A 15,165-nucleotide genomic window follows, 5' to 3' on the forward strand; every position below is an offset into this window, starting at 1 on the left:
CAAAAGTATAGTTCCATTTTTGTTAATCTAATATTTTTAATTCTTTTAATATTTCATAAAAACCATCATCATATACTGATTTTGTTACATATTTTGCATGACTTTTTACAATTTCACTAGCATTGCCCATTGCAACAGAATTTGTAACAATATCCAACATAGAGATGTCATTATTACCGTCACCTATAGCCAAAATTTCATCTTTATTTAAGCCATAATAAGACATTATAAATTTCAAACCATTAGCTTTACTAGAATTTTTTGAAAGTAATTCTAAGCTTGTAGGTATATTGCTAATTGCATAATAATCTTTTTCAAATGTACTTAGATATTTTTCCTTAAATTTATTAAGTTCCTCTTCTTTTCCCATAAAATTAATTCTACAGATATTACCTATAAAATTTTGATCCGTTATAGCTTTTATAGGATCTTTAAGAGCAGAAGCATCACTTAAAAATTCATCACTAAGTAGAGAATAGTATAAAAATTCAGTAGTATAAACATAGATATGAATATTTTCTGTTTCATATTTTTTTAATTTTATAAAATCTGCTACTGTTAAAAAATTTCCATTTAAAATCTGCTTAGTATTTAAATTTTGTACAAGAGCTCCAGTAGTTAAAACTGTTAAATCTCTATTTTGTATATTAGCCATATCTAATATTTCAAGAGTAGATTTCAATGATCTTCCAGTTATTGGAAGTAATTTAATATTCTTTTTTTGTAATTCAGAAAAAGCTAATTTTACTTTTTCTGAAACTTTGTTTGTAAAGATTGTGCCATCTAAATCAAAGGCTATAAGTTTAATTTTCATCTATTTTATCACCGTTTCAGCAAACATGTCACTATTAACAGGAGAGAAAGCATAGTTTGAAATTCTATCATTTACAACATAGTATTTATTTACTTGATAAAGTACAGTAATTGGTACATCATTTGCTATTATTTCTTCTACTTTCTTCAAGTATTCAAATCTCTTAGCCTTGTCTGGTTCAGATTTAGCTAATTGAACATATTTGTCATATTCTGGATTAGAATATTTACCATTGTTATTACCATTTTTAGTCATGAATAAATCAAGGAATGTCATAGCATCTTGATAGTCAGCACCCCAACGAGTAAGAGCTATATCAAAGTCACCACTAGTTTGTCTTGATAATCTTTCCTTATATGTCATAACTTGGATATCAAATTCTATACCAAGATTTGTTCTAAGTTGTTCTTGTATATTTTCAGCAACTTTCTTGTTGTTGTCCATATCATTAACTATTATAGATAATTTAGGAAATTCAGTTAAACCAAGTTCTTTCATACCTTCTTTAAATAGTTCTTTAGCTTTATCTGCATTGTATTTTTCTATAATATCTCCAACTTCACTACCAAAGTCATTTGTCTTATTACCTGGCATACCAACTTTGTGTGGAGTAAAATTGTATATAACAGTATTTAAACTATTGAATGCAGATTTGTTTATATCATCCTTATTTAATGCAAGATCAAATGCTTTTCTTATCTTCAAGTTAGTTAATACTTTGTTTTGGAAGTTGTACATTAAGAAGTACATTTGAGCTTGAGGAAGAACTTTTAATCTCTTATCATCTTTAAATTCGTCATATTGTTCAGAACTTATATTAGTAAAATCAATTTCATCATTCTTAAATGCATTTAATGCAGCAGCATTATCCATTATGAATTTAATCTTAACACCATCAAGTGAGATTTTATCTTTAGCATAGTAGTTAGGATTTTTTTCTAGATACATTTCAGAGTTATGTGTCCATTTTTTTAATATGAATGGACCAGAAGATAAAATATCTTCAGGTTCTAATGCATACTTTTCACCTTTTTCTTCTACGAATTTTTCATTTGCAGGTAAGTAAGTTACAAATGCAGTTAATGATGGGAAGTAAGGTGTAACATTTTCAAGTTTAACTTCTAATGTTTTATCGTCTAATACATTTATTCCTACTTCATCTTTACTACATTTTCCGTCATTGAATTTTTCAGCATTTTTTATTGGGAAAAGTATGAATGCATATTCTGAAGCAGTTTTAGGATCTAATGCACGCAACCATGCATATTTGAAATCATTTGCAGTTAATTTATCACCATTTGACCATTTAAGATTATCTCTTAAGTGGAAAGTCCATGTTAAACCATCAGCACTAACTTCATATTTTTCTGCTAAACCTGGTTTAGGTTGCTTTGTTTCCATATCAAGTTTAGTTAAACCTTCACTAAGTAATTGGTGTATGTTACAACCAGTGTGATCAGTTAATAATTGCGGGTCTAAACTTTTACCTTCTTCAGGAAGTCTGTAATTTAATACTTTTCCTGTGGAAGTAGAACTCCCACAAGAAAACAGGGTAATAAAAAGAAATAGTGATAATAAAAATTTCTTAATCATAAAATTCACCTCTATTTAATGTCAGCATAATTCATAAAGAAATCAGGACCTACTGCTGAGAAAGTAAAGTTAGATAGTTTTTCATTTACTATATAATTTTTCTTTGCTTGGAATAATAAAGCAATAGGTACATCAGAAGCTATTATTTCTTCTGCTTTTTTCATAGCTGCATATCTTTCTTCTTTATTTGAAGTTGATTTTGCAAGTCTTATACACTTGTCATATTCAGTATTTGAATATTTACCATGGTTATTACCATTAGTTGATTCTAATAAGTCTAAGAAAGTCATAGCATCTTGATAATCTGCACCCCAACCAGCTAATACTACATCAAATTGTCCACTTTCCATTCTTGAAAGTCTTTCTTTAAATGCCATTGTTTCTATATTAAGGGTAATACCTAAATTAACTCTTAAATATTCTTGTATAGATTCACCAATTTTCTTGTTTAAACCAGAATCATTAAGAATTATTGAAAGAGTTGGAGCCTTATCAAGACCTAGTTCTTTTAATCCTTTTTCAAGATAAGCTTTTGCTTCAGTAGCATTGAATTTTGGAGCACTTACTCCTATTTCTGTTGCAAAATCATTTGTTTTAAGACCAGGCATACCAACACCTTTAGGAGTAAATGTATAAGCAGGATCATTTATTCCATTGAAAACAGTTTTAGTTAATTCTTCTTTATTAATAGCCATAAGTATAGCTTTTCTTACATTGCTATTAGCTAAGAATTTATTTTTGTGATTAAATTCTAAATACCAATTTGTAGCCATTAAAACCTTATGTAAGTTAGGATTATCTTTGTATTCTTCATATTGTTCAGCAGTTAATGAAGTAAAATCAATTTCATCATTTTTAAATGCATTTAATGCAGCAGCAGGATTAGCTATGAATTTTATATTAACACCATCTAAGTTAATTTTGTCTTTGTCATAATAATTTTCATTTTTAACTAATTTTATTTCAGAGTTATGTGTCCATGATACCATTTTGAATGGACCTGAATAAAGTAATTTGTCAGGTTCTAATGCAAATTTATCTCCACATTCAGTTACAAATTTTTCATTTAATGGCATATATGTAACAAAGGCTGTTAGTGATAAGAAATATGGTGTAGAAGCTTCTAGTTTAACTTCTAATGTTTTATCATCTAAAACTTTTATTCCTACTTCATCTTTAGTAGCTTTTCCAGTGTTAAATTTTTCAGCATTTTTAATAGGATATAGCATATATGCATAAGGAGCTGCTGTATTAGGATCTAAAGCACGAAGCCAAGCAAATTTAAAGTCATTTGCTGTAATTTTTTCTCCATTAGACCATTTTATTCCATCTCTTAAATGGAAAGTATATGTAAGTCCATCTTCAGATATGTCATATTTTTCAGCTAAACCAGGTATAGGTTGTTTAGTTTTAGTATCAATTTTTGTTAAACCTTCACTTAAAAAAGTGTGTAAATCACCAGATGAAACATCAGTTTGTAGAGCAGTATCTATTGTTTTACCTTCTTCATTTAAGTTAATGGTTAAATATTTTCCGTTAGATGAAGAATTAGATCCGCAACTAAATAAGGCTAAAAAGCAAACAAATATTGCTAATAATTTTTTCATAAGTTACCTCCGTTATTTTCTATATATTCTTTTTCTACATAATGATCTTTTTTATATTCAACAAGACCAGAGTTTGGCATAATATTTTTTACTTCACTCATGCTTCCTACTGGACTTCTCAAATATGATTCATCCATTTGTATACGATGAGTTTTATTATGATGAGGATCAGGTATAGGTACAGCTGATATTAATGATTTTGTATAAATATGTATAGGATTATTATACACTTCATCAGGTGAACCTAATTCGACGATTCTTCCTCTGAACATAACAGCTACTCTATCTGATATATATTTAACCATTGATAGATCGTGAGCTATAAAAATTAAAGTTAGTTGTCTTTCTTTTTGTAATTTTTTTAAAAGATTTACAACTTGTGCTTGTATAGAAACATCTAAGGCTGAAATAGGCTCATCACAAATTAAAACTTTAGGATTTACTGCTAAAGCACGAGCTATACCAATTCTTTGTCTTTGCCCTCCAGAAAATTCATGTGGGAATCTATTAGCATGTTCTCTACTTAAACCTACTAATTCAAGTAAGGAATATATTTTATCTTGTCTTTCACTTTTTGATTTGTACAATTTATGTATATCCATGCCTTCAGCTACTATATCTCCCACAGTCATTCTTGGATTTAGTGAAGCTTGAGGGTCTTGAAAAATCATTTGTACATTTTTTGTAAAATCTTTTTTTGAATATTTTTCAATAGGTTTTCCAAAAAATTCTACAGTACCAAAAGTTTTTTCATATAATTTGCAGATAGTTCTACCAAAGGTAGTTTTACCACTACCAGATTCACCAACTAAACTTAATACTTCTCCTTTATATATATCTATGCTAACATCATCAACAGCTTTTAAGACTTCTTTGCCTTCTAAGGGGAAATATTTTTTTAAATTTTTAATTTCAAATACTTTTTCCATTATTTCCCTCCCTTTATATTAGCCATTTTTAAATTTGAAAAGCTTGTTTTAATAATATATGAATCTCCTACTTTTGGTTGCATTAGTATATTTCCATCTTGTAAAAAAGTCATTGTAGGAGCACCATCTGTATAATGCCAACATTTAACAAAGTGATTTTTTGTAACTTCAACTAAAGGTGGTTTTCTTTCATAATCAATTTTTAATGAAAATTCAGATCTTGCTGCAAAAGGATCACCTTTAGGTGGATTTAATAAATCTGGTGGAGTACCATTTATTGAAAATAGTTCGGTACTTGAATCAGTATCTAATCTAGGTAAAGATTTTAATAAGCCCCAAGTATATGAGTGTAAAGGATTATTAAATAGGTCTTCAACACTAGCTTCTTCTAATTTTTCACCAGCATACATAACAATTACCTTATCAGCAGTTTCAGCTACAACTCCCAAATCATGTGTTATTAGTATAACAGCTATATTTAATGATTTTTTAAGTTCATTAATTAAGTCTAATATTTGAGCTTGTATAGTGACATCTAGTGCTGTTGTAGGTTCGTCACAAATAAGTAAATCAGGTTCACAAGCAAGAGCTATAGCAATTACGACTCTTTGTCTCATACCTCCAGAAAATTGGTGAGGATATTGATCAAATCTTTCTTCAGGTTTAGGTATTCCAACCTTTCTTAACATTTCAATAGCTAATTTCTTTGCTTCTGCTTTTGATACTTTTTTATGTATTAAGATACCTTCCATTATTTGTTTACCAATTTTTATAACGGGATTTAAAGAAGTCATAGGATCTTGAAATATCATTCCTATTCTTCCACCACGATATTTTCTCATTTCTTTTGAGTTTAATTTTAATAAATCAACACCATCAAAAATAATTTGCCCATTTTTAATTTCACAGGGTGGAGTTGGAAGCAATCTCATTATTGTTTGTACAGTGACAGATTTTCCACTACCAGATTCTCCAACTATTGCAAGTGTTTCACCTCTTTTAACAGAAAAGCTAATATCTCTTAATGCTTTTACTTCACCAGCATAGGTGTTGAATGACACACTTAAATTTTTAACTTCTAAAATATTTTCTTCCATTTTGTTCCTTTCTAATCTCTAAGTTTTGGATTCAAAGCATCACTTAAGGCATCACCAATAATATTAAAAGATAAAGTAATTAGTGATATTGCAACTGAAGGTATTAAGAATAAGTAAACATGTGAATTTATTTCTTTAAAACCATCTGCGGCAAGATTACCTAGTGAAGCCTGAGGTATTGGGACTCCTAAACCAATGAAACTTAAGAAAGCTTCAGAGAAAATTATTGAGGGTATATCCATTGTTAATTTTACTATAATAACACTTAGAGTATTGGGTATTAGATGTTTAAACATTATTCTTGTAAAACTTGCACCTAGTGCAGTTGAAGCCATAACATATTCATTTTCTTTTAATTTTAATACTTCACCTCTAACAAGTAGGGCATAACCTAGCCATCTTGTTAGTGAAAGAGCAATTACAATAGTTTTAACACTATTTCCCATAACTACCATTAAAAGTATTATATATATCATTGAAGGTACAGCAATTACAATTTCTATAAATCTTACCATCAACATATCAATTATTCCACCAAAATATGCAGCTATTGAACCATAAATTGTACCTATAACTACACAAACAGTGGCAACTATAATAGCAAGCTCCATAGATACTCTAATACCTTGAGATATACGAGCAAATAAGTCACGACCTAAAGTATCTGTTCCAAGATAATGACCTAGTGAAAAACCTTTAAAAGGTGTTAAAAATCTTAATTTTGTATTTTGTTCAAAATATGAATATTTTGTAATTTGTTGTCCAAATATAGCTAGAAAAAGTACAAAGCCTAGGAAAATTAAGAATGACATTGCTAATTTATTTTTCTTAAATCTTCTCCATGCATCTTGCCAATAAGTAAGGCTTGGTTTAGTTATTTCTTCTCTTTTATTTTTGTCAGGACCAACGAAGGTAAAATCTTCAGGTGTAGTTTTATATTTTTCTCTATCGTATTTAACCATTATTTACCTCCTTCAATTTTAATTTTAGGATCAACTAAAGCATAAACTAAATCCATTATTATCATCATAAGGATTAAAAATGCTGCGTAGAAGATTGTAACTCCTAAAACCATAGTATAATCTCTATCTATGATACTACCTATATAGTATTTACCAAGACCTGGTATACCAAACATTGTTTCTATAACAAATGATCCTGTTAGAACTCCTGCGATAGTTGGAGATATTATTGTTATTATTGGAAGCAAGGCATTTCTAAGTGCATGTGTTAAAACTATTTTTAAAGGACTTACTCCTTTAGCTATAGCTAGTTTAATATAATCTTGTTCCATTATTTCTATCATTTTACTTCTCATAAGTCTTGCAATTTCTGCTACTATGAATAAGCCTAAGGCAATGACTGGTAATATTTTTTTAGCGGGGCTATCCCAACCAGTTAATAGAATTCTACCTAAGGGTAAATGTAATTTGTTTATTAAAATTTCTTTATGAATATTTACTGCATATAATTGTAATAAACCAGCTATTATAAAGCTAGGTACGGAAATACCAATTACAGCAATTATCATTGAAAATCTATCTATTAATTTATTTCTAAATAAGGCTGAAAAAATACCTAAAGGTATACCTACAATTAGTCCAAATAAGATAGCTCTTAATCCTAAATCAGCTGATACAGGAAAACTATTTTTTATAACGGAATTAACACTTCTTCCTCTTTCTTTCATTGATAAACCTAAATCACCCTTGCTTAATTGTTTTAAATAAGTTAAATATTGAATAGATAAAGGTTTATCTAAATCATATTTAGCCATTAAATTAGCTTTAATTTGTGGCGGAATCGCTTTCTCCCCTTGAAAAGGATCCCCTGGCAATTGATGTAATAGTACAAATGTAATACTAATTATTAAAAGTAAAGTAACAAAGCTTGCCAAAATTCTTTTAATTATGAATTTAGAAATATTCTTCATTTTTATCCTTTCTATTGCTATGCAATTTATATGTATGAAATATAGTTTATTATATATTAATTGATATTTTAAGACAATAAGGTAAAAAAGTGAAAAAATAAAAAAAAATAAAAATATATTTTACAATATATATACAAAATAGAGTTAAGTAAATAAAAATGGAAAGAGTTAGGTATATTTTTTTATTTAAGTATAAATAAAATTAATGCTTCTATAAATATTTTGAATAAATATTTAATATAGTTAAAAAAGTAAAATATAAAAAAAAAGAGCTTACACTCTTTAAAATTCAATGTGTAAGCCGTCATTTTCTATAAGAATATTTTTAATAGGTAATAAGTTGGTTAACTTATTCTCCTTAGTATTATAAATACTTTTGCTTTCTGCCATTTTATACATAGCTTGAACTAAGGTATTAGTTGCAAATTTCTCTGTTGGTACATAGGTTTCACCACGATCTGTTAATTCAATAAGTTTTACATTACTTAAATATATATCAGAGGTATTATTATCAAATCTAATATCTGATTCAAAAAGCATAGTTCCAGAAAAATCTTTGAATAAAGTATCAATAACATAGTCTGTTTTTATTAAAAACTTGTTATTATATATAGCTAGACTAGGATTAGATATAGTTAATTTACCTCCCAATTTTTCTTTTTCTATTGGAAAAATTTTTGAAATTCCTGAATAAACAACAGAAATGGGTACTTTAACTGTTGAAGATAAAGAAATTATTGGTAAAAATAAAAAAACTAATAGTATTTTTTTAATTTTCATTTTTTAACCTCCTTGAAAATTTGCGATTTGTTAGTAATTAAATTTCCCACTTCTTGATAAAAGTTTCAAACGATTTCATACATCTATGCAAAACAGCCACCATTAAGAGCATCAAAATAGCGCCTACTACACAACTAATCCATAATTGAGCTGTGGTAAAAGAAAGTAATTTATTTGAAACCCAAAGGATATAAAAGCATAACGGAATGAACGGGATTGCGGTGACCGCTCCGGGTACATAGCCATTAAATTGTAACGCCAACATACAATGCACAATCAGGTGAATGGTAAATCCAAAAAATAATCCCATCCACAAAAAGTACCAATCAAAGATACAAGCAGAGAGGGATAAAGCTGAAATAATTAAAAATTCAATCAATACACCAATGGAAAATGACGGTGTGCTTCCCAAATCGGCAAATGGAATCTTCTTCATTTTTGTTGTTTGTATTTTTCTTTTATATTTCCGTTTCCATGCCTCCACAAAAATAATCTCCTCGAAGTCATGTAGCATAAAAATAACCGGGAACAGCCAAACAATCGTATTTATTGTATTCATAAAATTGAACCTCCTTTATCTGTCTGGTACTGTAAAGTATACAGCACCTTCTTTATTTATATAATTTAATTTATATATTTTTTTTATTTGCTAATTTTTAAGTGTATTTTCATATGTTTTTTCATTCATTACTTTCCATTGCCTGTATTATAACACATACTTGCATATATGTGAAAAATATGCAAAAATATAATCGGAGGTTGATTTTTATGTATAAAGTAAAAGGAATTACAAAAAAAGATTTTGTTGTTAAAGCAAATACTGAAGATTTTTCATATTTGTTGGATAAGGATAAATTCTTTGGAACAACACCAGTTGGCTATGTTGTAGTAGGTATGACAAGTTGTGCTTTAATGTGTGTTAGAGGATATTATCTAAAACAAAAATTAGCTAATATATATGTAGAAGCTGATGTAGTATATGATGGGAAATTTGTATTAAATATTAAAGTAGATAAAAAACTTGTAGAAGGTGAAAAAGAAGAAATTGTAGAATATATAAAGAAATATTGTACTGTATCAAAAATGTTAGCTACGGAGATAGAATATAATATCGAAGGAAAATAAAATGGATATTAAAAAAATTAATATCCCATTAAATCCCGGTGTATATTTAATGAAGGATATTGAAGGAAAGATAATATATATAGGTAAAGCAAAAAATTTGAAAAATAGAGTTAGTTCATATTTCGTTGGTGCACATAATATAAAAACAATGGAATTAGTTAAAAACATAGAAAGTATAGATTTTTTTATATGTACCTCAGAAGTAGAAGCCTTTATATTAGAAAATAATTTAATAAAAAAACATAAACCAAAATATAATATCTTATTAAAAGATCAAAAGACTTATCCATATATTAAAATAACAAAGGAAGAGTATCCAAGAATATTGGTAGTTAGAAAGGTAACAGATGATGCCTATTATTTTGGACCTTTTCCTAATGTTAATATGAAGGAAGTAGTTAATAATATAATGAAGGTATTTAAGATAAGAGATTGTAAGATAGATATGAGAAAAAATACAAAGGTCTGCCTTAAATATTATATGAAATTATGCAATGGACCTTGTTATTATAAGCTACCAGAAATTAAAGAAGAGTATCTAGAAAATGTTAAACATCTCTTAGATTTTTTAGAAAATAAAGATATAGAGGTTTTAAAATATTTAGAAAAAAGAATGGAAACTTTTAGTCAAAATTTGGAATATGAAAGAGCTATTATAGAAAGAGAAAGAATAAAATCTTTGAAAAAATTATTGTCATATCAAATAACAGAAACTAATACAAAAAATGATGAAGATATTTTCTCTATTAAAAAAAATAAAGATGATATATTTATTTGTGTTTTAAGTATTAGAGCTGGAAAATTAATAGCAAAAGATTCGAAGCGAATTGATAATATGATAGATAATGATATAATTGACAGTATTATTCCACAATATTACGATAAAAAATTATTACCTAGTAAAATAGTACTTTCTTCTAATTTTGAGGATAAAAAGGAAGTTTTGAGTGCTTGGTTTAAAGAAGAAAAGAAAAAAAATGTTAAAATAGTTTTTCCAAAAAGGGGTAGGCTTGCAAAACTTTTAAATTTGGCTGAGGTAAATTTGATTAATGAACAAGAAAGATACTATAATGAAAAGCAAAATCTAACGAAAGACTTAGAGGAATTAAAAAAATTATTAAATTTGGATAAATATCCTAGATTTATAGAATGTTATGATATGTCTAATATACAAGGAAGCGATAATGTTGGCGTTGGAGTAGCTTTTATTAATGGAAAAAGAGCTACAAAACTTTATAGAAAATATAAAATAAAGACTGTAGTTGGGGCAAATGATTATGATTCTATGAAAGAAGTAATTCTAAGAAGAATGGAACATAATCCATATCCAGACTTAATTTTATTAGATGGCGGTAAAGCACATGTTAGTGTAATAAAAAGGGCTTTGAAAGAAAATGATATAGATCTTCCTGTCTTTGGAATGTATAAGGATGATCATCATAAAACTTATGGTATTTGTGATGAAAAAAAAGTGTTTGATTTACAAAGTAAAGAAGAATTATTTAAATTAATTACTAGATTTCAAGACGAAGTTCATAGATTTGCTATAAACTATCATAAAGTTTTAAGAGAGAAAAGAGTGCTTCATAGTAAATTAGATGAAATAAAGGGAATAGGAAAAAAGAGAAAAAAAGAACTATTAGAAAAATTTGGTACTGTAAAGGCAGTTTTAGAAGCTGATTTAGAAGAATTAGAAAAGATTTTACCCAAAAATATTGCAAAAGAAATAAATAAAATAAATGATTGATTATGGTTGTTTTTTATGAAAAAATGGGTATAATAATAGGAGTAAATGATGGGAGGATCAGAAATAATGAGTGACTATATTTTGGAAATGAGAAATATACGAAAAGAATTTTTTGGCGGTAAAATAGTCGCAAATGATGATATAAACCTTAAAATTCGTCAAGGCGAAATACATGCCATTGTTGGAGAAAATGGTGCAGGTAAATCAACTTTGATGAAAATATTAAATGGCTTGTATGATTTGACATCAGGTGAAATATTCTACAAGGGTAAAAAAGTAGATATTGCAACACCTACAATAGCAGCTCATTTGGGCATAGGTATGGTATATCAACATTTTATGTTAGTTGAAACCTTAACAGTTGCAGAAAATATGGTTTTAGGATTTGAACCTAAAAAAGCTGGAATATTTTTTGATTTAGATAGAGCAAGAAAAAAAGTAAAGGAAGTTTCAGAAAGATATGGTTTAAATATTGACCCAGATGCAAAAGTTGGAGATTTATCAGTAGGTATACAACAAAGAGTAGAAATACTTAAAATCTTATTCAAAGGAGCAGAATTATTAGTTTTTGATGAACCTAGTGCAGTTTTGACACCACAAGAAGTAATAGAACTATATGGAATTATGAGAAATTTAATAAAAGAAGGTAAAACTATTATTTTTATAACTCATAAATTACAAGAAGTTTTAGATTTGTCAGATAATATTACTGTTATAAGAAGAGGAAAAGATGTTGGTGAACTTAAAACAAGTGAAGCAACAAAAGAAACTATAGCTAATATGATGGTTGGAAGACAAGTACTATTTAATATTAAAAAAGAAGAAGTTAAAATAGGTGATACTTTAGTAAAAGTAGAAAATCTTAGAGCAAAAAATGATTTAGGTATTGAAAAAGTTAAGGGTATTAGCTTTGAAATAAGAGAAGGTGAAGTTTTTGGAATTGCCGGAGTTGAAGGTAATGGACAAACAGAGTTAATTGAAGTTTTGGCAGGACTTAGAAAGGCTTTGTCAGGATCATATACAATAGATGGAGTAAGTGCAGTAAATAAATCACCTAAATTTATAAGACATAATGGGCTAGCACATATACCTGAAGATAGACATAAAAGAGCAACAATAGATGAATTTACAGTTAAAGAAAATTTAATTTTAGGAGTTTTAGATCCTTATGTAAATTGTGGAATTTTAAATCAAAGTAAAATTGATAGCAAGGTAAACGAATATATTAAAACTTTTGATATAAGACCAACAGATCCTAATGTAATATATGGTGGTCTATCAGGTGGAAATCAACAAAAAGTAGTTGTAGCAAGAGAACTTGAAAAAGAAAATAAATTTATAATAGCAGCTCAACCAACAAGAGGGGTTGATATAGGAGCTATTGAAATGATACATAATACTATTTTACATGAAAGAACAAAGGGTAAAGCTATTTTAGTTGTTTCAGCTGAATTATCAGAAATTATGGCTTTAAGTGATAGAATAGGAGTTATGTATTCAGGAGAAATTATAGGTGTTCTAAATAGAGAAGATGCTACAATTGAAAAGCTAGGAATACTTATGGCAGGAGGAAAAATTCAATGAATAAAAAAATAAATAATATGATATATTCATTACTTCCATCACTATTAGCAGTATTGGTAGCCTTGATTATAGGTGCTATGATTATAATTGCAAGAGGGGTCAATCCTTTGGTAGCATATGGAAGTATGATAAAAGCAGCTTTTTATCAAACATCAAGAGTATTTAAATTTAATGGGTTAGCTAAGACATTAGTTTATGCAACACCACTATTATTCTCATCTTTGGCAGTTCTATTTTCATTCAAAGGTGGAATGTTTAATATCGGTGTTCAAGGGCAAATGATGGCAGGAGGAATAGGAGCAACTTTAATAGGTTTATACTGTGGAAATATGTTTGGTAGTATGTTACTAGCTCTTATAGTTGCAGCACTTTTTGGTTTTATATGGGCAGGTATAGCAGGTTTATTAAAATCAATTTTTGGAATAAATGAAGTAATTAGTACAATAATGTTGAACTATATTATAGCGCCTTTCCAAAATTTCCTATTAACAGGGCCTATAAAAGATCCAAATTCAGGAAATACTCAATCAGCACCAATATTAGAACATGCTAGACTTACATCATTATTCGGTTTAGAAAAAATAACTAAGCAATCACTTAATATTGGTTTGTTAATAGCAGTAGCACTATGTATTTTAACTTACTATTTCTTTAAGAAAACATCATTAGGATATAAGATAAGAGCAGTGGGATATAATACAACATCAGCAGAAAATGCAGGAATAAGTCCTAAATTAATTTCATTCATATCAATAGGAATAGCAGGTGCAATAGCAGGTCTAGGAGGAGCAGAAAGAATATTAGGAGGATCAACTTTCTATATTTATACTGATGGAATCATGGGTGATTTTGGATTTACAGGTATAGCAGTTTCACTATTAGGTAAAAATAATCCAATAGGTATTATCTTTGCTTCAATTTTCTATGCATCACTAGAAATAGGTGGTCAAACATTACAAATAGATTATAAATTAGATAAAGAAATAGTTTATATAATGCAAGCATTAATAGTTATCTTGGTAGCAGCTGAAAATCTGTTCTATTACATGTTGAAAAAGAAAGAAGGTAAGTTATGATGGGAACACTATTATTTATATTAAAACAAACAATAATTATAGCTCCACCTATTCTAATAACAGCAGTAGGAGCATGTTTATGTGAATTATCAGGAGTAGTTAATATAGGACTAGAAGGTATGATGTTAGCTGGGGCCTATGCGGCAACTTGTGTAAATCTATATACAGGTAATCCATATTTAGGAATTTTAGCAGGGATAATAATTGGTGGTTTAGTATCATTGATACATGCTGTTATAAGCATACACCTTAAGGGAAATCAAATAGTTAGTGGAGTAGCAATAAACTTATTTGCTGTTTCAACAACAAGCTTCCTTATAAAAGTAATGTTCCATGCAGCGGGGTCAACAGAAAAAGCTAAACATGGAGCCAATAGTTTGATAGTTTTATCAGTAGTATATATTCTAGCAATATTAACATATTTCATAGTATATAAGACAGTATTTGGATTAAGATTAAGAACAGTAGGAGAACATCCATTAGCAGCCGATACAGTAGGTATAAATGTATATAAATATAGATATATAGGAGTTCTTTTATCAGGTATGTATGCAGGACTTGGTGGAGCATATATGTCAACAGTTATTTTGCAACATTTTGTTCAAAATATGACAGCAGGTAGAGGATTTATGGCTTTGGCAGCTATGATATTTGGTAAATGGAATCCATTAGGAGCTATTATAGCATCGCTATTATTCTCATTTGGGCAATCATTTGCATATAATGCAAAAGCTTTAGAATTACCTATACCTCAACAATTCTTAGAAATGATACCATATATTTTAACAATATTTGTATTAATTGGTTTCGTCGGAAAGGCAAGAGCACCTAAGGCTGATGGAAAACCATATGAAAAATAATAATTTGCAATTGTACTTGT

14 protein-coding genes are annotated in these 15,165 nt (G+C 28.3%); 5 read left to right on the forward strand and 9 right to left on the reverse strand.

Annotated features, from left to right (window positions below; translation table 11 throughout):
- Positions 1-22: 22 nt before the first annotated feature.
- The 9 genes from AWT65_RS00355 to AWT65_RS00395 form a co-directional block, all read right to left on the reverse strand.
- Positions 23-814 (reverse strand): Cof-type HAD-IIB family hydrolase, encoded by a 792-nt coding sequence (locus tag AWT65_RS00355; RefSeq protein ID WP_066728173.1) that lies wholly within the window; start codon positions 812-814, stop codon positions 23-25.
- Positions 815-2,407 carry a peptide ABC transporter substrate-binding protein gene (locus tag AWT65_RS00360; protein ID WP_066728175.1) on the reverse strand — a complete coding sequence of 531 codons (1,593 nt, stop codon included), beginning with the start codon at positions 2,405-2,407 and terminating at the stop codon, positions 815-817.
- 11 nt (positions 2,408-2,418) lie between these two features.
- A complete protein-coding gene (locus tag AWT65_RS00365) occupies positions 2,419-4,014 on the reverse strand; it encodes a peptide ABC transporter substrate-binding protein (protein WP_066728177.1) in 1,596 nt (531 codons plus the stop codon).
- Positions 4,011-4,943 carry an ABC transporter ATP-binding protein gene (locus tag AWT65_RS00370; protein WP_066728179.1) on the reverse strand — a complete coding sequence of 311 codons (933 nt, stop codon included), beginning with the start codon at positions 4,941-4,943 and terminating at the stop codon, positions 4,011-4,013. The genes AWT65_RS00365 and AWT65_RS00370 overlap by 4 nt, the downstream gene beginning before the upstream one ends.
- Complete coding sequence (locus AWT65_RS00375; protein WP_066728181.1) at positions 4,943-6,040, reverse strand: ABC transporter ATP-binding protein; 1,098 nt, start codon at positions 6,038-6,040, stop codon at positions 4,943-4,945. The genes AWT65_RS00370 and AWT65_RS00375 overlap by 1 nt, the downstream gene beginning before the upstream one ends.
- An 11-nt stretch (positions 6,041-6,051) precedes the next feature.
- Positions 6,052-7,002 carry an ABC transporter permease gene (locus tag AWT65_RS00380; RefSeq protein ID WP_066728183.1) on the reverse strand — a complete coding sequence of 317 codons (951 nt, stop codon included), beginning with the start codon at positions 7,000-7,002 and terminating at the stop codon, positions 6,052-6,054.
- Entirely contained in the window at positions 7,002-7,973 is a 972-nt protein-coding gene (locus AWT65_RS00385; RefSeq protein ID WP_066728185.1) for an ABC transporter permease, read from the reverse strand. The genes AWT65_RS00380 and AWT65_RS00385 overlap by 1 nt, the downstream gene beginning before the upstream one ends.
- Positions 7,974-8,255: 282 nt before the next feature.
- Positions 8,256-8,753 (reverse strand): DUF1439 domain-containing protein, encoded by a 498-nt coding sequence (locus AWT65_RS00390; RefSeq protein ID WP_066728187.1) that lies wholly within the window; start codon positions 8,751-8,753, stop codon positions 8,256-8,258.
- A gap of 37 nt (positions 8,754-8,790) precedes the next feature.
- Entirely contained in the window at positions 8,791-9,312 is a 522-nt protein-coding gene (locus AWT65_RS00395) for an HXXEE domain-containing protein (RefSeq protein ID WP_066728189.1), read from the reverse strand.
- 209 nt (positions 9,313-9,521) lie between these two features.
- On the opposite strand from AWT65_RS00395, the gene AWT65_RS00400 reads away from it, so the two are divergent.
- The 5 genes from AWT65_RS00400 (at position 9,522) to AWT65_RS00420 (ending at position 15,145) form a co-directional block, all read left to right on the forward strand.
- A complete protein-coding gene (locus AWT65_RS00400; protein WP_066728191.1) occupies positions 9,522-9,878 on the forward strand; it encodes an OsmC family protein in 357 nt (118 codons plus the stop codon).
- Position 9,879: 1 nt separating this feature from the next.
- Positions 9,880-11,625, forward strand: a complete 1,746-nt coding sequence (gene uvrC, locus AWT65_RS00405; RefSeq protein ID WP_066728194.1) for an excinuclease ABC subunit UvrC — start codon at positions 9,880-9,882, stop codon at positions 11,623-11,625.
- 66 nt (positions 11,626-11,691) lie between these two features.
- Positions 11,692-13,209 carry an ABC transporter ATP-binding protein gene (locus AWT65_RS00410; RefSeq protein WP_066728361.1) on the forward strand — a complete coding sequence of 506 codons (1,518 nt, stop codon included), beginning with the start codon at positions 11,692-11,694 and terminating at the stop codon, positions 13,207-13,209.
- The gene (locus tag AWT65_RS00415; protein WP_083497771.1) at positions 13,206-14,285 is read left to right on the forward strand and encodes an ABC transporter permease; all 1,080 of its coding nucleotides are present in this window, start codon (positions 13,206-13,208) and stop codon (positions 14,283-14,285) included. Before AWT65_RS00410 ends, AWT65_RS00415 begins: the two co-directional genes overlap by 4 nt.
- Positions 14,285-15,145: an ABC transporter permease gene (locus AWT65_RS00420; RefSeq protein WP_066728363.1), complete on the forward strand. Its 861-nt coding sequence runs from the start codon at positions 14,285-14,287 to the stop codon at positions 15,143-15,145. Before AWT65_RS00415 ends, AWT65_RS00420 begins: the two co-directional genes overlap by 1 nt.
- Positions 15,146-15,165: the final 20 nt, after the last annotated feature.

The sequence above is a fragment of the Sneathia sanguinegens genome, from assembly GCF_001517935.1.
Lineage (GTDB): Bacteria > Fusobacteriota > Fusobacteriia > Fusobacteriales > Leptotrichiaceae > Sneathia > Sneathia sanguinegens.